General features: G+C 70.3%; 11 protein-coding genes and 5 pseudogenes. 6 read left to right on the top strand and 10 right to left on the bottom strand.

The window, feature by feature from the left end; all coding sequences use genetic code 11:
- The first annotated feature begins 233 nt into the window (after positions 1 to 233).
- From KIV56_RS03560 to KIV56_RS03540, 5 genes are all read left to right on the top strand, one after another.
- On the top strand, positions 234 to 998 hold the full coding sequence (locus KIV56_RS03560) for a methyltransferase domain-containing protein (protein ID WP_281535174.1): 765 nt from the start codon (positions 234 to 236) through the stop codon (positions 996 to 998).
- 43 nt (positions 999 to 1,041) lie between these two features.
- Complete coding sequence (locus KIV56_RS03555) at positions 1,042 to 2,514, top strand: class I adenylate-forming enzyme family protein (protein WP_281535173.1); 1,473 nt, start codon at positions 1,042 to 1,044, stop codon at positions 2,512 to 2,514.
- Positions 2,495 to 3,781: a thiolase family protein gene (locus KIV56_RS03550; protein WP_348648457.1), complete on the top strand. Its 1,287-nt coding sequence runs from the start codon at positions 2,495 to 2,497 to the stop codon at positions 3,779 to 3,781. Before KIV56_RS03555 ends, KIV56_RS03550 begins: the two co-directional genes overlap by 20 nt.
- 99 nt (positions 3,782 to 3,880) lie before the next feature.
- Positions 3,881 to 4,465: a dihydrofolate reductase family protein gene (locus KIV56_RS03545; protein WP_281535172.1), complete on the top strand. Its 585-nt coding sequence runs from the start codon at positions 3,881 to 3,883 to the stop codon at positions 4,463 to 4,465.
- A 36-nt stretch (positions 4,466 to 4,501) separates the two neighbouring features.
- Positions 4,502 to 5,728 carry an MFS transporter gene (locus tag KIV56_RS03540; RefSeq protein ID WP_281535171.1) on the top strand — a complete coding sequence of 409 codons (1,227 nt, stop codon included), beginning with the start codon at positions 4,502 to 4,504 and terminating at the stop codon, positions 5,726 to 5,728.
- A 21-nt stretch (positions 5,729 to 5,749) separates the two neighbouring features.
- Here the strand turns inward: KIV56_RS03540 and KIV56_RS03535 are convergent, their stop codons facing one another.
- The 10 genes and pseudogenes from KIV56_RS03535 to KIV56_RS03505 form a co-directional block, all read right to left on the bottom strand.
- Positions 5,750 to 6,022, bottom strand: coding sequence for a hypothetical protein (locus tag KIV56_RS03535; protein WP_281535170.1), 273 nt, complete (start codon positions 6,020 to 6,022; stop codon positions 5,750 to 5,752).
- Positions 6,023 to 6,027: 5 nt separating this feature from the next.
- On the bottom strand, positions 6,028 to 6,474 hold the full coding sequence (locus KIV56_RS03530) for a GNAT family N-acetyltransferase (RefSeq protein ID WP_281535169.1): 447 nt from the start codon (positions 6,472 to 6,474) through the stop codon (positions 6,028 to 6,030).
- A 10-nt stretch (positions 6,475 to 6,484) separates the two neighbouring features.
- Positions 6,485 to 9,067, bottom strand: a complete 2,583-nt coding sequence (gene valS, locus KIV56_RS03525; protein WP_281535168.1) for a valine--tRNA ligase — start codon at positions 9,065 to 9,067, stop codon at positions 6,485 to 6,487.
- Positions 9,068 to 9,311: 244 nt separating this feature from the next.
- A complete protein-coding gene (locus KIV56_RS19415; protein ID WP_348648537.1) occupies positions 9,312 to 10,262 on the bottom strand; it encodes an ABC transporter ATP-binding protein in 951 nt (316 codons plus the stop codon).
- Positions 10,263 to 10,452: 190 nt separating this feature from the next.
- Positions 10,453 to 10,869, bottom strand: a pseudogene (locus tag KIV56_RS19410) (ABC transporter ATP-binding protein); the annotation flags it as partial.
- Positions 10,811 to 11,023 (bottom strand): annotated as a pseudogene (locus KIV56_RS19405) (ABC transporter ATP-binding protein); the annotation flags it as partial. The pseudogenes KIV56_RS19405 and KIV56_RS19410, both read right to left, overlap by 59 nt.
- Positions 11,020 to 11,964 carry an ABC transporter permease gene (locus KIV56_RS03515; protein ID WP_281535167.1) on the bottom strand — a complete coding sequence of 315 codons (945 nt, stop codon included), beginning with the start codon at positions 11,962 to 11,964 and terminating at the stop codon, positions 11,020 to 11,022. The pseudogene KIV56_RS19405 and the gene KIV56_RS03515, both read right to left, overlap by 4 nt.
- Positions 11,961 to 12,494 carry an ABC transporter permease gene (locus tag KIV56_RS19400; RefSeq protein WP_348648536.1) on the bottom strand — a complete coding sequence of 178 codons (534 nt, stop codon included), beginning with the start codon at positions 12,492 to 12,494 and terminating at the stop codon, positions 11,961 to 11,963. Before KIV56_RS19400 ends, KIV56_RS03515 begins: the two co-directional genes overlap by 4 nt.
- A 217-nt stretch (positions 12,495 to 12,711) precedes the next feature.
- Positions 12,712 to 12,810 (bottom strand): annotated as a pseudogene (locus tag KIV56_RS19395) (ABC transporter permease); the annotation flags it as partial.
- A gap of 125 nt (positions 12,811 to 12,935) precedes the next feature.
- Positions 12,936 to 14,589 (bottom strand): annotated as a pseudogene (locus KIV56_RS03505) (ABC transporter substrate-binding protein).
- Between the two features lie 329 nt (positions 14,590 to 14,918).
- Between KIV56_RS03505 and ileS the strand changes: the two are divergent.
- Positions 14,919 to 18,414 (top strand): annotated as a pseudogene (gene ileS / locus KIV56_RS03500) (isoleucine--tRNA ligase).
- Positions 18,415 to 18,418: the final 4 nt, after the last annotated feature.

Genomic DNA, 18,418 nt, shown 5'->3' with positions numbered 1-18,418 from the left:
TTCAGGAGTACGACCCGCCGGTGGGGTGCCGGAGCCCGGATCAGTGCGGCGGATGCCGGCCGGCGCTGACCTCCCGGATCCCGACTCCTGAATTCGGTCCAGGTCCTAGGCTGTCAGCATGACCGACGAGCCAACACACTCCCAGCCGGACGACACGGACGCCGACCGGGTCGAGATCGCCCCCGCCCGGCGAGGCGATCCGCGACACCTACACGCACGGACACCACGAGAGCGTGCTCCGCTCGCACACCTGGCGTACCGTCCTGAACTCGGCCGCGTACCTGATCCCGCACCTCACGCCGGGGCTGCGGGTCCTCGACGTCGGCTGCGGGCCGGGAACGATCACGGTCGACCTCGCCCGCCGCGTGTCTCCGGGCACTGTCACCGGCGTCGACGCCTCCGCCGAGATCGTCGCCAGGGCGGCCGGGCTCGCCGTCGACGAGGGCGTGCCCAACGTCGCCTTCCAGGTCGGCGACGTCTATGCCCTCGACTTCGCAGACGACAGCTTCGACCTCGTGCACGCGCACCAGGTGCTCCAGCACCTGGCCAACCCGGTCGCCGCCCTGAAGGAACTCCGCCGCGTGCTGAAGCCCGGCGGAATCCTCGCCGCCCGCGATGTCGACTACGGCGGCGTGGCCTGGTACCCCAAGCTCCCCGGCCTCCAGTCCTGGATGACCGCCTACCGCGCGGTGCACTACTGGAACGGCGGCGACCCCGACGCCGGCCGCGCGCTCAAGGCCTGGGCCAGGCTCGCCGGCTTCGACGCCGTGACGAGCAGCGCGTCCATCTGGTGCTTCGCCACGGATGCCGAGCGCGACTGGTGGGGGGAATCCTGGGCCCTGCGCGCGACCGAGTCCGATTTCGCCGCCCACGCGATCGAATCCGGGGCCGCCGAGCTTTCCGACCTGCGCACCATCGCCGCAGCGTGGCACCAGTGGGCGGGCGACCCCGATGGCTGGTTCGGCATGCCGCACGGCGAGATCATCGCGGTCAAGTAGCACCGTCTCGGTCAGGGGGACCCCGGAAAAAGTAGACTCGAGCGTGCCCTTCCTCGACCGCCTCCAGCACTGGGCCGCCCTGCAGCCGGATGCGAACGCCGTCACGATCGGTGCGGAGCGGCTCAGCTACGCCGAACTCCGCGACCGGGCGAGCATGCGCGCCCGCGAACTGGTCGCCCAGTCGTCCGGCGGTCCGACCGTGCTCTGCCGGCCGAATGGTCTGGACTTCGTCGTGGACTTCGTCGCCGCGGTCGCGGGCACCGGCAGCGTCGCCGTGCTCGACCCGGGTTGGCCGGCCCTGCAGCGTTCCGCCGTCGAGCGGATGCTGCGTGACGCCGCCGCCTCGAGCCCGCCGGACACCCCGCCTGCGCCCGCAGATCTCCGCGACGGCCCACCGGACTCGCTCTTCCTCTACGGCTTCACCTCGGGCACCACCGCGCTGCCCAAGGCCTTCACCCGCAGCAGGGACTCCTGGCAGCGCGCCTTCTCCGCGAGTAGCGCCTGGTTCGACATCGGCGCTGACGACCGGGTCCTTGCCCCCGGACCGCTCTCGGCGAGCCTGACTCTCTACGCCCTCGCCGAAACCCTCTCCGCGGGGGCCGCGTTCCACACCCTGCCGCACTTCGACGTCGGCGATGCCCTCGACTCCGTCGCACACGCCGCCGTGACCCGCATCGTCGCCGTCCCGACCGCTCTCCGCCTGCTCGGTGAACGGGGACTGAGTAACGCGGTGGACGGAAGCGCACTGACCGGCATCGTCAGCGCGGGCGCCCGGCTGGACGGAGCCACTCTCGCCCGTGTCCGCACCTGGGCGCCCCGGGCCACCGTCTACGACTACTACGGCGCCGCGGAACTGAGCTTCGTGACCGCCCGGCGACTCGACCCCGGCGAGCACCGGACCGCGTCGCCGACGGCCGTCGGCCGGCCGTTCCCCGGCGTCGAGGTCCGGGTCCTCGACGACGCGGGCCAGGCATCCGCCCCCGGAGTCACCGGGACCATCTGTGTAAGGAGCCGCCTCGTCAGCGCCGGCTATGCCTGGGGCGACGACGGTTCCGCGTTCGCCCGCGTCGCCGGTGACCACGGGGGCGAGTGGTGCACGGTCGGCGACCAGGGGCACCTCGACGAGGCCGGCGAACTGCACTTCGCCGGTCGCCGGGCCGACATGATCGTCACCTCCGGCCACAACGTCTACCCGCAGGAGGTCGAGGCGACCCTCCTCTCCGGCCTCGGCGTCTCCCCGGGCAGTGCCGTCGCACAGGTCGTCGTGACGGGTGTCGCGGATGCCCGGCGTGGCACGCTGCTCGTCGCTGCTGTCCTCGAGGAAGGCAGCCCCGACGCCCCGGCACTCACCCGTTCCGACCTGAGGACGGCCGCCGCAGACCTCGCCGCCCCGAAACGCCCACGCGGCTACTACCGCCTCAGCGAACTGCCGCTCACCGGGGCGGGAAAGATCAGCCGGCGCCTGCTCGCCGCCTGGATCACCGAAGGAGACCCCCGTGTCGACCGCCTCGACTGAGTCGACCGCCTCGTCTGAGTCGACCGCCTCGTCTGAGGCCGGCGCCGCGACTTCTGCAGCCGACCGCGAGCCCGTCATCGTCTGGGGACGCCGCACGGCCTTCGGCAGGAGGGGCGGAGCCCTGTCCCGGGTCACCGCAGACCGGCTGCTCGCCCCCGTGCTCTCCGCGGTCGTCACCGACCTCGGTCTCGATCCCGCGGACCTCGACGACGTGATCATCGGGAATGCAACGGGTGGCGGCGGAAACCTCGCCCGCCTCGCGCTGCTCGAAGCCGGGTTCCCGGTGGCCGTGCCCGGCCTGACCGTCGACCGGCAGTGCGGGTCCGGGCTGGAGGCGATCCTGCTCGCCTGCCGGCTCGTCGCCGCGGGCGCCGGCGGCCTCTACCTCGCCGGCGGGGTCGAGAGCTGCAGCACTGCGCCGCTGCGCGCGCACCGGATGACGTCGGCGCCCGGGGCACCCGACTTCTTTGACAGGGTGCGGTTCGCGCCGGATTCGGTCGGCGACCCCGACATGGGCGTCGCCGCCGAGAATGTGGCCACGCACTTCGGCATCGGCAGGGAACGCCAGGACGCCTTCGCCGCCCGCAGCCACCGGCTCGCAGTCGCTGCGCAGGGATCGGGTGCGTTCGAAGCCGAGATCGTCGGGATCGTCGGGAGCGATGCGTCAGGCGCGCCCGTCACGACCGACGACGGCCCCCGCCCGAAGCTCGACGCCGCCCTGCTCCGTCGCTTCCCACCGGCCTTCCGTCCGGGCGGCACCGTCACGGCCGGCAACTCCTGCGCCGACGCCGACGGGGCCGTCGTCGTGCTCGTCACGAGCAGTGCCCGCGCCCGGGAGCTCCAGGCCGGCGGCGCGTTCCAGGCCGGAACGGACAGCCCCGGCTTCCTCGCGTTCGTCGACGCCGTCCCTGCCGGAATCGATCCGAACCTCCTCGGCGCCGGCGGCGGCGCGGCGGCCAGCTCCCTGCTCGCTCGCACGGGCGTCCCGGCCGACGGCCTCGCCCGGGTCGAGGTCGTCGAGGCCTTCGCCGCCCAGGTGCTCGCCTCCCTCGACCTGATCGGCGTGCCGGAGGACCGTGCCAACCGGCAGGGCGGCGCACTCGCCCTCGGGCACCCGTTCGGGGCATCCGGCGCCCTGCTCGTGCTGCGGCTTCTGGCGCAGGCCCGCACAGACGGGGTGGAGGGGGCGCACGCACTCGCCATGGTCAGCATCGCCGGCGGTCTCGGGCTCGCCGCGCTCTTCCGTTGGGAGGGCTCGTCTGACTGAGGTCTCGACCGGTTGAGGTCTCGCTCCCGTGCGGGCTCTTCCGCTGGGCGACAGGGCAGGCCAGTATGAAGCTGCGGACGCGGGGCGACGGGAGCACACATGGCCAGGCTGATCTACTCGGGCATCACGTCGCTCGACGGGTACACCGCGGATGCCGCAGGTGACTTCGACTGGGCGACGCCAGACGACGAGGTGCACGCCTTCATCAACGCCCTCGAACGCAAGATCGGCACCTACCTGTACGGCCGGAGGATGTACGAGACGATGGCGTTCTGGGAGACCGCGCGGGAACTCGTCGATCCGCCCGACGTGGTGCGGGAGTACACCGACATCTGGCAGGCCGCCGAAAAGGTCGTCTACTCGCACAACCTCGAGGCGGTCACGACGACGCGGACCCGGGTCGAGCGCTCATTCGACGCCGCCGAGGTGCGTCGCCTGGTGACCGAGAGCAGGCTGAGCGTGTCCGTTGGGGGTCCAGGGCTTGCCGCGCACGCCCTCAAGGCCGGCATCGTCGACGAGATCCACCGGTTCGTGACGCCGATCATCGTCGGCGGCGGTACCCGGTTCCTGCCGGAGCACCTGCGGATGCCGCTCGAGCTCCGCGGCGAACGACGCTTCCGAAACGGAATGGTGTACCTGCGCTATGTTGTGCCGCAGGCCGGATCAGCTCGCCCGGCGGCCTAGTCCCCGCCGCCGGGCTCCGGCGAGCCGGGACCGGCCATGACCGGGCAGAGGCGCCAACGGCTGCTGATCGCACTTGTCCAGGTCCTCGCCATGTCCGCCTGGTTCTCAGCATCCGCCGTCGTCCCTGCGCTCAGCCTGGACTGGAACATCTCGGCGGTCGACGCGGTCTGGCTGACGGCATCCGTGCAACTCGGCTTTGTGGTCGGCGCCGTCGTGTCCGCGGTCCTGAACGCAGCGGACCGGATCCCGCCCCAGCTGTTGATGGCGGGGTGCGCGCTGGGAACGTCCGGATGCATTCTCGCCTTCACCGCGACGGCGACCGACCTCGCGACAGCCCTGCTCCCACGCTTCCTGACCGGTGCGCTGCTGGCAGGCGTGTACCCGGTCGGGATGAAACTCACGGCATCCTGGGCGCCGCCCCGCGCCAGGGGACGGGCCTTCGGCCTCATGATCGCGGCCCTGACCCTCGGCTCCGCCCTGCCGCACCTCATCCGTGGCCTGCCCGACCTCGCCTGGCGGGATGTGATGAACGTCTCCGCGGTGCTCTCGGCGGTCGCCGCGGTCGTCGCTGCGCTCCTGATCCGGTTGGGCCCGCACGGAGCATCCAGCAGCAGCCCGATCAACCCCCGGTACGCCGTGGACATGTTCAGGGACCGACGTTCCCGCCTGGCCAATTTCGGCTACTTCGGCCACATGTGGGAGTTGTTCGCCCTGTGGACCTGGCTGCCCGCGTTCGTCCGCGCCGGACGGTCGATGGCGGGAGAGCCCGTTGCGGCGTGGGACACGCTCGTCATCTTCCTCGTGATCGGAGTGGCCGGCGCGGCCGGCGCCCTGCTGGGCGGGTGGGCGGCCGACCGCTACGGGCGCGGCCCCGCGGGTGCCGGAGCCCTGATCGTGAGCGGCAGTTGTGCCCTCGCGTCGCCGGTGTTCTTCGCGGCGGCGCCGCTGGTACTCGTCATCGCGCTGACGGTGTGGGGCGCATCCGTTATCGCCGATTCCGGCGTGTTCTCCACGTCGCTCAGCGAGTCCGCGGATCCGCGCTACGTGGGCACCGCGTTGACCGTTCAGACCGCAATCGGCTTCCTGATCACGGTCATCACGATCCAGATCGTCCCGGTGCTCGCGGGACTCGTCGGCTGGCAGTTCGCCCTGTTGGTCCTGGTGCCCGGTCCCATCCTGGGCGCCGCAGCGATGATCCGACTCGCCCGCTCGGCGAGAGCGGACCGGCAGGGTGCGACGAACCCAGCGGCCCCGCGGGATTAGAACCCGCGGAACCGCAGGGGCCTAGATCCAGTCCTCGTCGTCCTCGACCTCGATGGACGGCTGCGTGATCGTGGCGCTGTCGTCGACCGGGTCATAGCGGATGACGGTGCCGTCGTCGAGCTCGTCGATCACGGGCTTGGCTTCCAGCCAGGTCAGTGTCCAGCGCCAGGCATCCGTGCCGTCCTTCGGGGCGACCGTGAGGTCCTCCTCGACCGTGCTGACCGCGAGGAGGACGACCTCGGGCAGCCCGGACGGCGCCGTGCCGCCGAACGGCCAGCGGGTTCCCACCTGCATCGGGCTCAGAGCTCGATCTCGTAGGTGACCCAGTCGGTGCGGGTGCCGACGTCGTCGTAGAGACGCTGGGCGGTCTCGTTGTCCGCGGCGGTGATCCACTGCACGGTCGCGAGCTTGTGCCCGGTCGCGTATTCCTTCGCGAACTCGATCAGCGAACGGCCGACCCCGGACGTGCGGTGCTCCGGCGCGACGAACAGGTCGTCGATGAAGAGACCGCGGGTTGCGCTGAGCGTATTCGGCACCTCCCGGTAGTGCGCGAATCCCACGAAGTCGCCGTCGTCACTGACCGCGACCGCGCCGTTCAGCACGTGGTTCCGATCGATGATCCAGCTCCAGACGCGGAGGGCCTTCTCATCGGTCAGTTCGCTCTTGTAGAACTCGCTGTAGCCCTCGAAGAGTCCCAGCCAGGCGAAAAAGTCCTTGTCGCCCAATGTTCGTACGTGTATAGCCATCTGGTTCTCCTTAACTCTCCGACACCGTGGCGAGCACGATTTCCGTGACTGCCAACTCGCCGCCTTCGACAAAAACCAATTCCGAGATCCGGCCGACCGCCTGCAGGTCAGCGGCAGCCTGCGCGAGCAGGGCCACCTCCGCGGCCGTTCCGCTAATTACAGCAGATGCGACGTCGGTTTTCTGGGACGCTTTCGCATCCGTCTTTCCGCGGCGGATGCCGGTGAGTGCCCGACTGGACAGTTCGAGCAGCGCGGGGTTGCCTCCTGCGCCTGCCTCGAGGTCTGCGGCGACGGGCCAGGCCGCCCGGTGAACGGACCCCTCGTTCGACCAGGACCACGCCTCTTCGGTCGCGAACGGCACGAACGGGGCGAACAGACGGAGCAGGGTCGACAGCGCGGTGCGGAGCGCCGCGACGGCTGAGGCCTGCCCGGTGCCGGCTTCGCCGTACGCGCGTTCCTTGACGAGCTCGAGGTAGTCGTCGCAGAAGGTCCAGAAGAAGCTCTCGGTGACCTCGAGGGCGCGGGCGTGATCGTAGCCCTCGAACGCGGTCGTCGCCTGGGCGACGACGCTCGTGAGGCGCGCGAGCATGCTGCGGTCGAGGGGCTCGGTGATCGCGGCATCCGCCGCCCCGTCGAAGCTCAGGATGAACTTCGACGCGTTCAGAATCTTGATCGCGAGGCGACGGCCGATCTTGATCTGGGTCGGGTTCTTGGGGTCGAATGCCGCGTCGGTGCCGAGGCGGGAGGAGGCGGCCCAGTAGCGCACGGCATCCGAACCGTGCTGCACGAGCATGTCCGCGGGGGTGACGACGTTGCCCTTGGACTTGGACATCTTCTTGCGGTCGGGGTCGACGATGAACCCGGACAGGGCCGCGTGCTTCCACGGTGACCGGCCGTCCTCGAGCTCGGCGCGGAGCAGGGTGGAGAACAACCAGGTGCGGATGATGTCCTGGCCCTGAGGGCGCAGCGAGTACGGGTAGACCAGGTCGAAGAGCTGGGGGTCGCGCTCCCAGCCGCCGGCGAGCTGGGGGGTGAGCGAGGACGTCGCCCAGGTGTCCATCACGTCGACCTCGCCGACGAAACCGCCGGCCTGGCCGCGCTGGATGCTTTCGTACCCTGGCGCGGTGTCGGACGAGGGGTCGACCGGGAGCTGGTCCCGGGTGGCGACGATCGGCTGGTCGAAGACCGGGTTCGACTCGGCGTCGAGCGGGTACCAGACCGGGAGCGGCACACCGAAGAAGCGCTGGCGGGACACGAGCCAGTCGCCCGTGAGGCCGTTGACCCAGTTGTCGTAGCGGACCTTCATGAATTCGGGGTGCCACTGCAGGTCGGCGCCGTGCGCGAGCAGTCGGGACCGCAGTGCTTCGTCGCGTGCGCCATTGCGGATGTACCACTGGCGGGTCGAGACGATCTCGAGGGGCTTGTCGCCCTTTTCAAAGAATTTGACCGGGTGCACGATCGGCTTCGGCTCACCGATCATGTCGCCGCTCGCCTTGAGGAGCGCGACGACGGCTTGCTTGGCCGAGAACACGGTCTTTCCGGCGAGCTCGGCGTACGCATTGATTCCGGCTTCGCTCGTGATGACCTCAGGCGCCTCGGCGATGATGCGGCCGTCGAAGCCCATGATCGCGCGGTTCGGCAGGTCGAGTTCCCGCCACCAGACCACGTCGGTCACGTCGCCGAAGGTACAGATCATCGCGATTCCGCTGCCCTTGTCTTTCTGGGCGAGGTGGTGGGCGAGGATCGGAACTTCGACGTCGAAGAGCGGGGTGCGCACCGTGGTGCCGAACAGGTGCTTGTAGCGCTCGTCGTCCGGGTGCGCGACGAGGGCAACGCAGGCCGGCAGCAGCTCGGGCCGGGTGGTCTCGATCTCGATGGTGGAACCGTCGGGCTTCCGGAAGGAGACCCGGTGGTACGCGGCGGGCATGTCCTTGTCCTCGAGCTCGGCCTGCGCGACGGCCGTGCGGAAGGTGACGTCCCAGAGGGTCGGCGCCATCGCCTGGTAGGCCTCTCCGCGGGCGACATTGCCGAGGAAGGCGAGCTGGGAGGATGCGATCGAGTGTGAACCGATCGTGCGGTAGGTCTGGGTCCAGTCGACGCTCAGGCCGAGGTCGCGCCAGAGCGCTTCGAACTGCTTCTCGTCTTCGATGGTGAGGCGTTCGCAGAGTTCGATGAAGTTGCGGCGGCTGATCGGGACCTGGTCGGCGGCCTTGGTGCTCTTGCCGTCGCCGCCCTCGAAGGGCGCGGTGAAGTCGGGGGCGTACGGCAGCGAGGGGTCGCAGCGCACGCCGTAATAGTTCTGCACCCGGCGTTCGGTCGGAAGGCCGTTGTCGTCCCAGCCCATCGGGTAGAACACGTCGCGGCCGCGCATCCGCTGGAAGCGCGCGACGACGTCGGTGTGGGTGTACGAGAACACGTGGCCGATGTGCAGCGAGCCGGACGCGGTCGGCGGGGGAGTGTCGATGGAGAAGATGTTCGCCCGGGTCGTGGAGTCGCGGTCGAAGCGGTAGGTGCCCTCGGTGTCCCAGGTGCCGCCCCACTTGTTCTCGAGGCCCTCGAGGGCTGGCTTATCCGGAACGTTCGGGATCGTCATGTTTCTCCGATTCACTGTCTGCGGCACCGTGTCTGCGGTGAGGTGCCTGAATATTGGCCTAATCCAACCTACCCGATGCCCCGTTCACCGGCGATTCGGGGGCGTCCGCCCTACCACCGTTGCCTGCGGGGCTAACTCAGGAGATCCGATGGGTGCACATGAGTGGACCCTCGGGATTCCGGGGTTTCTTCAGGGGCGCGGGGCAGGTTTCCTGAGTTGGCCCCACCGGGTCTCCGGAGGCAGATCAGGGGGCGGGCAGGCGCGGCACGGCGTCGAGCAGGCGCCGGGTGTACGGATGCGCCGGCGCGGCGAAGACCTGTTCCGTCGGGCCGGACTCGACGACCGCTCCGTTCTCGATGACGACGATCCGGTCGCTGACGTGCTGCACGACGCCGAGGTCGTGCGAGATGAAGACGAGACTCAGGCCGAGGTCGCGCTGGAGTTCGTCGAGGAGGTCGAGCACCTGGGCCTGCACGGTCATGTCGAGCGCGGACACCGGTTCATCGCAGATCAGGATCTGCGGGCGGTTCGCGAGGGCACGGGCGATGCCGACCCGTTGCCGTTGCCCTCCGGAGAGTTCGAGCGGGCGGCGGCCGAGCACGGCGGCGCTGAGCCCGACTCGGTCGAGGAGCTCGAGCGACTGGTCAGCGGAGCCGGCGGCATCGCGGAGGACGGCGCCGACGGTGAGCCGCGGGTCGAAGGAGGCGAGCGCATCCTGGTAGACGGCGCCGACTGCCGCACGTCGGGGTCGTCTGGCGCGCTCGGGGACTCCGCTCCAAGGTTCGCCGAGCATCCTCACGTCGCCTGCGTCCGGGGACTCGAGCGCGAGCAACAGCCGGGCGAGCGTGGTCTTGCCCGAACCGGACTCACCGACGATGCCGAGCGTCGTGCCGCGGTCGAGCGTGAACGAGACGTCGTTGACGGCGAGCAGCCGGCTCCGGTCGGGCATCCGGAAACTCTTGACGAGCCCGGAAGCCTCGAGCACGAAGGGGCTGAGGCCCGCAGGGACGGGCGTGGAAACGGCTGCAGGAGCGACCACAGCTGCCGGCCGGTGCGGGCGGTCCTGCGCCGACAGCCGGGTGCCGCGGGGGCGCCCGGCCGGGACCGCGGCGATCATCTTCCTCGTCTCGGGATGCTGCGGGTCGGCGAGGAGCGCACGGGTCGCGCCGGTCTCGACGATCCGGCCGCCGCTCATCACCGCGACCCGGTCGGCGATCCGGCTCACGACGGCCAGATCGTGGCTGATCAGCACGAGGGCCGTCCCCGCGTGCAGCAGGCTCCTCGAACAGGTCGAGGATCCGCGCCTGCACGGTCACGTCGAGGGCAGTCGTCGGCTCGTCCGCGATGAGCAGCGGCGGGCGCAGGGCGATCGCGGAGGCGATCAGCGCGCGCTGCCGCTGGCCGCCGGAGAGCTGGCCGGAACGCTGACCGACCCTGAGCTCGCCGTCGGGAAGCCCAACCTCGGCCAGGAGCTCGAGGACCCGGCGCGCCCGCGCGGCCGCCGAGAGGTTCGTGTGCAGCCGCAGGCTGTCTGCGATCTCGTGTCCGATCGGCCGCAGCGGGTCGAGCGACACGAGCGCGTCCTGCAGCACGAGTCCGACGTCGCGACCCCGCCTGCGCCGCCAGCCGGCCTCGCCGAGACCGAGCACGGATGCCCCGCCGAGGCTCAGGCTCCTCGGCGCGCAGCCACGAGCCGGGCCCGGCCAGGCCGAGCAGGCTGCGCGCCGTGAGGCTCTTCCCCGAGCCGGATTCGCCGACGATGGCGAGGCATTCCCCGGGCGCGACCTCGAAGGAGACGTCATCGACGAGGGGATTCCGACCGGCGTCGCTGCCGAAGCCGACGCTGAGCCCGCGGACCAGCAGGGCCGGTCCGCCCGTCGGGGCCGCGGCATCCGCTCGACTGACCGCGGAGACTGTTCCCAGCGAGCCCGGCCCGGTCACCTGTGCCCCGGTCATGCGTGCCTCAGTCGTCGTTCGACGGCACGACCGAGGACGGTCGCGGAGATCGAGGTCAGCACGACAAAGAGCCCGGGGAAGAAACTCATCCAGACGGCTGTGCTCAGGTAGGTGCGGCCCGCCGAGAGCATCGCGCCCCATTCGGCGGCCGGCGGTTGGGCCCCGAGGCCGAGGTAACTGAGCGCCGCCGCCCAGATGATGGCCTGGCCGATGCCGAGGGTGCCGAGCACGAGGAGCGGCGCGAGCGTGTTGGGCAGGATGTGCCGCACGAGGATGCGGGCGCGGCTGCGACCGAGAACGGTCGCGGCCTCGACGAAGGCGGAGGACCGCACCGACAGGAGCTGGGCTCGGATGATCCTGGCGTAGCCCGGTGCGGTCGCGAGCCCCACCGCGAAGGTCGCCGTCGCAGGTCCCGGCCCGAAGATCATGATGAACAGCAGGGCGAGTAACAGGCCGGGGAAGGCGAACATGACCTCGAGCAGGCGGTTCACGGTGAAGTCGACGACCGCACCGAGCATGCCGGCCACGGTGCCGAGCACGGCCCCGAGGCCGAGGCCGATCAGGGTCGCCGCCACGCCGATCTGGAGCGAGCTCCCGGTGCCGTGGCTGACCCGGGTGTAGACGTCGCGCCCGGATTCGTCGGTGCCGAACCAGTGCACCCACGAGGGGCCCTGGAACGCCGAGCGCGGGTCGATCGCGAGCGGGTCTCCCGGCGCCACGAGGCCGGGCGCGAAGGCGGCGACGAGCAGGAACAGTACGAAGGCGGCCGCGAGGACCTCGGCGAGGCCGATCTGACCGCCGAACCACTGGCCGAATCTCCGGCCGTCGGATCCGCGGCCGGCGGCGCCCGTCCTCCCGCCAGCAGGACCCGGGCGACCCGCGCCCCGGGGGCGCCGTGCCGCAGCGCCGGCGAGGCCGGCCTGGATCTCGAGATCGCTCATGAGCGTCGCAGCCTCGGGTCGGCGACCCGCTGGGCGAGGTCGGTCAGAAGGGTCATCAGGATGTAGGCGGTGGCGACGAACAGCACGACTCCGATCACGACGGGCACGTCCTGCACGGTGACGGCGTTCAGCAGGGTGCGGCCGAGTCCCGGCCTCGCGAAGATCGTCTCGACGACGACGGCCCCGCTGATCAGCGACCCGAACGCCCACCCGGAGAGACTGATCCCGGGCAGGCTCGCGTGCCGGAGCACGTGCACCCGGCGGATGCCCGCCTCGCTTTCGCCGCGTGCCCGCGCGGAGATGACGAACGGGGCCTCGAGTGCCGTGAGCATCGACTCGCGCATCACCTGGCCGAGGAAACCGGCGAGCGGGAGAGCGAGGGTCAGCACGGGCAGAACGAGTCCGGCAGGGCCGGGCGTGCTGACCGGCGGCAGCAGGCCGAGCCAGCCGCTGAACACCACGATGAGCGCGCTCGCGAGCCAGAAGTGCGGCAGCGCGGCGGCACCGATCTCGAGGCCCGAGCCCAGCATCCGCCCCCCAACGCCCCGCACCGGCCCCGAACAGGGCGAGGCCGATCGCGATCAGCCACGCGAGCACCAGCGAGAGCACGGCGAGAAGGAGCGTGCCGCCGAGCTGCCCGAGCAGGAGTGGTGCGACGGGGACGCGGAGTGCGTATGAGCGGCCGAGGTCACCCGTCACGAGGCGGCCGAGTTCGGCGAGGTACTGCAGGGGGAGCGGCTGGTCGAGGCCGTACTGGGCGCGCACCGCAGCGAGTGCCTCCGGGGAGGTCTGCGAGCCCGGTCCGCCGAGCACGGCCTCAGCCGGGTCACCGGGGACGAGCCTCATCGCGAAGAAGGTGACGGTCGCGACGAGCCAGAGCACGAGAACGGCCCCTCCGAGCCGGGCGGTCGCCCGCAACAGGGCGCGCCGCAGCGCGGCCGGCCGGGAGCGGTCGGCCGGCCTGGACCTCGTTACCGGTTCAGCCACGCGTCGTAGAACGTGGGCGTCGAGACCGTCGGCATCGCCCGGGTGCCGGAAACGACAGAGGAGACCAGGTAGTGGTTCTGCTGGTCGTACAGCGGCAGAATGTAGAAGCCCTCGAGGACCCGGTTCTGCGCCTGCGCGTAGAGTGCGGCGCGCTTGGGTGCGTCAGCCGTCTGGGGAGGCCTCGGTGAGCCAGGCGTCGACCGTTGCGTCGTTCACCTGGGCGTGGTTGGCGAAGTACCCGCTCGGTGCCGGCACGATGCCGGCCGAGTCGAAGAGGGTGCGGAGCACGTCGGGACCGACCTTCGTGTACGGCGCGCTCACGGCGTCGTAGGCGTTCGAACCGAGGGCGGTGTACCAGGCCGACAGGTCGAGCGGCGAGAGCACCACGTCGAAGCCGGCGGTCTTCGCGGTCGCCTGCAGCTGCTCGAACAGGGACTGTTCCGCGGGGATCGACTGGTTGGTGCTCACCGGGAAGACCACGGTGAGGCGCACACCGTCCTTGGTCCGGTAGCCGTCCGCGTCGCGGCCGGTCCAGCCCGCCGAGTCGAGCAGGGTGCCCGCTGCGGCCTGGTCGTAGCCGAACAGGTCCGGCCGGGACACCCCGAGCGGCTCGATGCTCGAGAGCGCAGAGAACGAGCGGGTCGCCGTGCCCTGGAAGAGGCTCGAGACGGCGGAGTCGACGTCGGCGGCACGGACGAAGGCCTCGCGCACGAGCGGGTCGTTGAACGGGGCCCGACCGGAGTTGAGTTCGATCCGGTTGGACGCGCCCGGCCGGGGCGCGTCGAGGTGGCGGATGCTGCTGCTCTTCCCGGCCTGCACGATCGTGTCGGGCTGCGCATTGTCGATCACGTCGACGGCCCCGGACTGCAGGGCGGCGTAGCGGGACGCCGAGTCGGGGATGTACCGCCACACGATGGAGTCGAGGTAGGCGGGCCCGGTGTGGGCGGCGTCGGCAGGCGGGGAGGTGTACGCGTCGTTCCTGACCAGGGTGATCGCATTCTGCTTGGCCCAGGAGGCGACCTCGAACGGACCGGTACCGATGGGGGCCGCGCAGTTCTCGTCCTGGCTGCGGGCGAGGGCCTTCGGCGACTCCATCGCGAGCCACGGCTGGCTGAGCGACTCGAGCAGGGCACTGTCGGGTTCGCTGAGGGTCAGGCGCACGACGGTGGGGGAAACGACGGAGGTCGACACGACCTTCCGCACGGCGAGGTACCCGGTCGACGACCCCGTCTTCGGGTCCTGCACATGCGCGATATTCGCCTGCACGGCCGCGGCGTCGAAGGGGGTCCCGTCTGTGAAGGTCACGTTGCCGCGCAGGGTGAAGTCCCAGGCCAGGCCGTCGGCGCTCTGCGACCAGCTCGACGCGAGCCACGGGATGATCGTGCCCGCGCTGTCGCGGGAGACGAGGGACTCGAGGAACTGGGTGCCGACGAGGGCCTGCGGATAGTTGCCGCCGACGTGCGGGTCGAGGCACGTCGGTTCGGCGTCGCCGGAGGCATAGTTGAGCGTGCCGCCGGAGACGGGAGAGGTGTTCTCCGCGGGTTGCGGGGATGCGCTGCACCCGGTCAGGAGCAGGGCGATGGCGGAGACCACGGCGAGCGAACGCGGCACGTGGGAGTGGTGAACCAGAGGGGTCATGGGGAAGGAATCTCTCTCGGCGTAGCGGGGCCGGGCCGGGTCCCATCGTAAAACATCACGGTCCGGCCCGAAATTCCCGCACTCGCTGCTCCGACGGGATAGAATTGCGCTCGCATGACAGTGATCCGGCCATCACCGGTGAGTCTTCGGAAGAACGGGAATCGTCGCAAGACGGGCCCCTGGTAGAACCGAACGGGTCGGGCCCGTCACAGCCTCTGAACAAGCGGTCGTCACAGCGTTAAGACGGCAAGCGAGGTGGTACCGCGTCGAATCTTCCCGGAGCCGGCGTCCTCGTGGAACAGGGCCTGTCGGCCCCTTTTGTCCAGGAGATGCACGTGTACCCCAAAGCCCCGCCCGTCCCGGCAGCAGACGACCAGCCCGCAGCGCACGACCAGGCCGCGCTCGCCGCATCCGCTCCCATCGTGCCGTCGCCGAACTTCCCGGCCATCGAGACCGAGGTGCTCGCATACTGGGAGGCCGACGGCACCTTCCAGGCGTCGATCGACAACCGCACGGATGCCCCGGAGTGGGTCTTCTACGACGGCCCGCCCTTCGCAAACGGCGTGCCGCACTACGGCCACCTGCTCACCGGGTATGCGAAAGACCTGTTCCCGCGCTTCCAGACCATGCGCGGCAAGCTCGTGCACCGCCGTTTCGGCTGGGACACCCACGGCCTCCCCGCCGAGCTCGAGGCCGAACGGCAGCTCGGCATCACCGACAAGGCCGACATCGAGAAGCTCGGCATCGCCGCCTTCAACAAGGTCGCCCGCGACTCCGTGCTCAGGTACACCGACGACTGGCAGCGTTACGTCAACCGCCAGGCCCGCTGGGTCGACTTCGAGAACGACTACAAGACCCTCGACATCACCTTCATGGAATCGGTGATCTGGGCCTTCAAGACCCTGCACGACAAGGGCCTCGCCTACGAGGGCTACCGGGTGCTGCCGTACTGCTGGCGCGACCAGACTCCTCTCTCCAACCACGAGCTCGGCATGGACGCCGACGTCTACAAGATGCGCCAGGACCAGACCGTCACCGTGACGTTCCCGCTCGTCGGCACGAAGGCGGAAGCCCTCGGCCTGACCGCGGTGCGCGCCCTCGCCTGGACGACGACCCCCTGGACCCTGCCGACCAACCTCGCCCTCGCCGTCGGTCCGGACATCGTCTACGCCGTCGTCCCGGCCGGACCGAACGGCACCCCGGACGCGACCGTGCTCCGCGAGGAGGCCGCCTCCGGCAGTGACGCCGCTCGCGTGGACGTGTCCGTCCTCGGCGCCGAGTACCTGATCGCGATCGACCTCGTCGGCAACTACGCGAAGGACCTCGGCTACGACACGCCCGCGGAGGCCTCCGCTGCCGTGGACCGCACGGTCACGGGACGCGAGCTCGAGGGTGTCGCATACGACCGCCTCTTCGACTACTACGCCGACGCCTCCGTCTGGAACACCCAGAAGGCCTGGACGATCCTGCTCGCCGACTACGTCACGACCGCAGACGGCACCGGCATCGTGCACCAGGCGCCCGCATACGGCGAGGAAGACCAGAAGGCCTGCGAGGCCGCCGGGATCCCCGTGATCATCTCCCTCGACGAGGGCGGCAAGTTCCTCGCCGACGTGCCCGAGGTCGCCGGCCTGCTCTGGTCAGACGCGAACAAGCCGCTCACCCAGATGCTCAAGGCCGAGGGCCGGCTGCTGCGCCAGGCCAGCTACGAGCACTCCTACCCGCACTGCTGGCGCTGCCGCAACCCGCTGATCTACAAGGCGGTGTCGAGCTGGTTCGTGCGCGTCACGGAGTTCCGCGACCGCATGGTCGAACTCAACCAGGACGTCACCTGGGTGCCGGAGAACGTCAAGGACGGCCAGTTCGGCAAGTGGATCGGCAACGCCCGCGACTGGTCGATCAGCCGCAACCGGTACTGGGGATCGCCGATCCCGGTCTGGAAGAGCGACGACCCGAACTACCCCCGCACGGATGTCTACGGCTCGCTCGACGAGTTCGAGGCCGACTTCGGGGTGCGCCCGACCGACCTGCACCGCCCGTACATCGACGAGCTCACCCGGCCGAACCCCGACGACCCCACCGGGAAGTCCACCATGCGCCGGATCACGGACGTGCTCGACGTCTGGTTCGACTCCGGTTCGATGCCCTTCGCCGCCGTGCACTACCCGTTCGAGAACCGGGACTGGTTCGACACCCACAACCCCGCGGACTTCATCGTCGAGTACATCGGCCAGACCCGCGGCTGGTTCTACCTCCTGCACGTGCTCTCGACCGCGCTCTTCGACCGGCCGGCGTTCACCAACGTCGTGAGCCACGGCATCGTGCTCGGCAACGACGGCCAGAAGATGTCGAAGTCGCTGCGCAACTACCCCGACGTCTTCGAGGTCTTCGACCGCGACGGAAGCGACGCGATGCGCTGGTTCCTGATGAGCTCCTCCGTGCTGCGCGGCGGCAACCTCATCGTCACGGAGGAGGGCATCCGGGAGGCCACCCGCCAGGTCATGCTGCCGCTCTGGAGCACCTGGTACTTCTTCTCGCTCTACGCCAACGCCTCGGGGGAGAACGGCTACGACGCCGTCTGGCGCACCGACTCGACCGACGTCCTCGACCGGTACCTGCTCGCGAAGACCCGCGACGTCATCGTCGACGTCACGAGCGACCTCGAGGCCCTCGACTCCACCCAGGCCACCGCCCGGCTCCGCGACTTCGCCGACGTGCTGACCAACTGGTACGTGCGTCGCTCCCGGGACCGGTTCTGGACCGGCGCCGTCGCAGGCGGCACCGCCACAGAAGCCTTCGACACTCTCTACACCGTGCTCGAGACCGTGTGCCGGGTCGCCGCCCCGCTGCTGCCGCTCGTCACCGAAAGAATCTGGCAGGGGCTGACCGCCGGCCGCAGCGTGCACCTGACGGACTGGCCCGACGCCGACCTCTTCCCGTCAGACCACGGCCTCGTCACGGCGATGGACCAGATCCGCACGATCAGGCTCCACCGTGCTGTCGCTGCGGAAGCAGGCCGGCCTGCGCGTGCGGCTGCCGCTCGCGCAGCTCACCGTCGTCACGACCGGAACCGCGGCGCTCGCCCCCTTCGAAGCCATCCTGCGCGACGAGTTCAACGTGAAGAGCGTGAACCTCGTCGAGCTCGCCGAAGACAGCGCGGCGAACTACGGCATCACCTCCCGCCTCACCGTCAACGCCCGCGCGGCCGGGCCCCGGCTCGGCAAGCAGGTGCAGGCCGCGATCAAGGCCGCGCGCAGCGGCGACTGGAGCGAAACCGACGGAATCGTGACCGCGGGCGGCATTGCGCTCGAGGCCGGCGAGTACGAACTCGTGTTGCAGGCGGACACCGGCGCGGGCAGCACCGACGCGGCATCCGCGGAAGGCGCCGCGGCGGGACCCGCCCTCGCCCTGCTCCAGGGCGGCGGCTTCGTGCTGCTCGACACCGTCACCACGCCGGAGCTCGAGGCCGAGGGCTTCGCCCGCGACCTGATCCGCGCCGTTCAGGACACCCGCAAGTCAGCCGGATTCTTCGTGGCCGACCGGATCCGCCTCGACCTCGTCTTCTTCGACCAGGCCGACCTCGACACCCTGCGCCTCGCGCCGGGCGTCGACGTGGCCGCGGAAACGCTCACCGTGCGCTTCGCCGCACACGCCCCGACCGAGGTCGACCCGGTCATCCTCGCGGGCGCCGTGCCCTCCGAATGGCTCGAACACCTCGCCGGCGCCCCCGTCGAGCACTACGTGCGCTTCGAGGCCGGCCACTACGCCAACCGCGGGCCGGTGCTCGTCGCCGTCGCCCGAGAGAACGGAATCGTGAATGTCTGATTCG

Source organism: Cryobacterium breve, assembly GCF_027594785.1.
Taxonomy (GTDB): Bacteria; Actinomycetota; Actinomycetes; order Actinomycetales; family Microbacteriaceae; genus Cryobacterium; species Cryobacterium breve_A.
Note: the sequence above shows the minus strand (reverse complement) of the source record. Positions and strands in the feature narration are given on the sequence as shown.

Excerpts from the sequence above, each read along its gene's own strand:
- KIV56_RS03545 (WP_281535172.1), top strand. The coding sequence starts at position 3,881 with ATGGCCAGGCTGATCTACTCGGGCATCACGTCGCTCGACGGGTACACC.
- KIV56_RS03540 (WP_281535171.1), top strand. The coding sequence starts at position 4,502 with ATGACCGGGCAGAGGCGCCAACGGCTGCTGATCGCACTTGTCCAGGTC.
- KIV56_RS03535 (WP_281535170.1), bottom strand. The coding sequence starts at position 6,022 with ATGCAGGTGGGAACCCGCTGGCCGTTCGGCGGCACGGCGCCGTCCGGG.
- KIV56_RS03530 (WP_281535169.1), bottom strand. The coding sequence starts at position 6,474 with ATGGCTATACACGTACGAACATTGGGCGACAAGGACTTTTTCGCCTGG.
- valS (WP_281535168.1), bottom strand. The coding sequence starts at position 9,067 with ATGACGATCCCGAACGTTCCGGATAAGCCAGCCCTCGAGGGCCTCGAG.
- KIV56_RS19415 (WP_348648537.1), bottom strand. The coding sequence starts at position 10,262 with ATGAGCGGCGGCCGGATCGTCGAGACCGGCGCGACCCGTGCGCTCCTC.
- KIV56_RS03515 (WP_281535167.1), bottom strand. The coding sequence starts at position 11,964 with ATGAGCGATCTCGAGATCCAGGCCGGCCTCGCCGGCGCTGCGGCACGG.
- KIV56_RS19400 (WP_348648536.1), bottom strand. The coding sequence starts at position 12,494 with ATGCTGGGCTCGGGCCTCGAGATCGGTGCCGCCGCGCTGCCGCACTTC.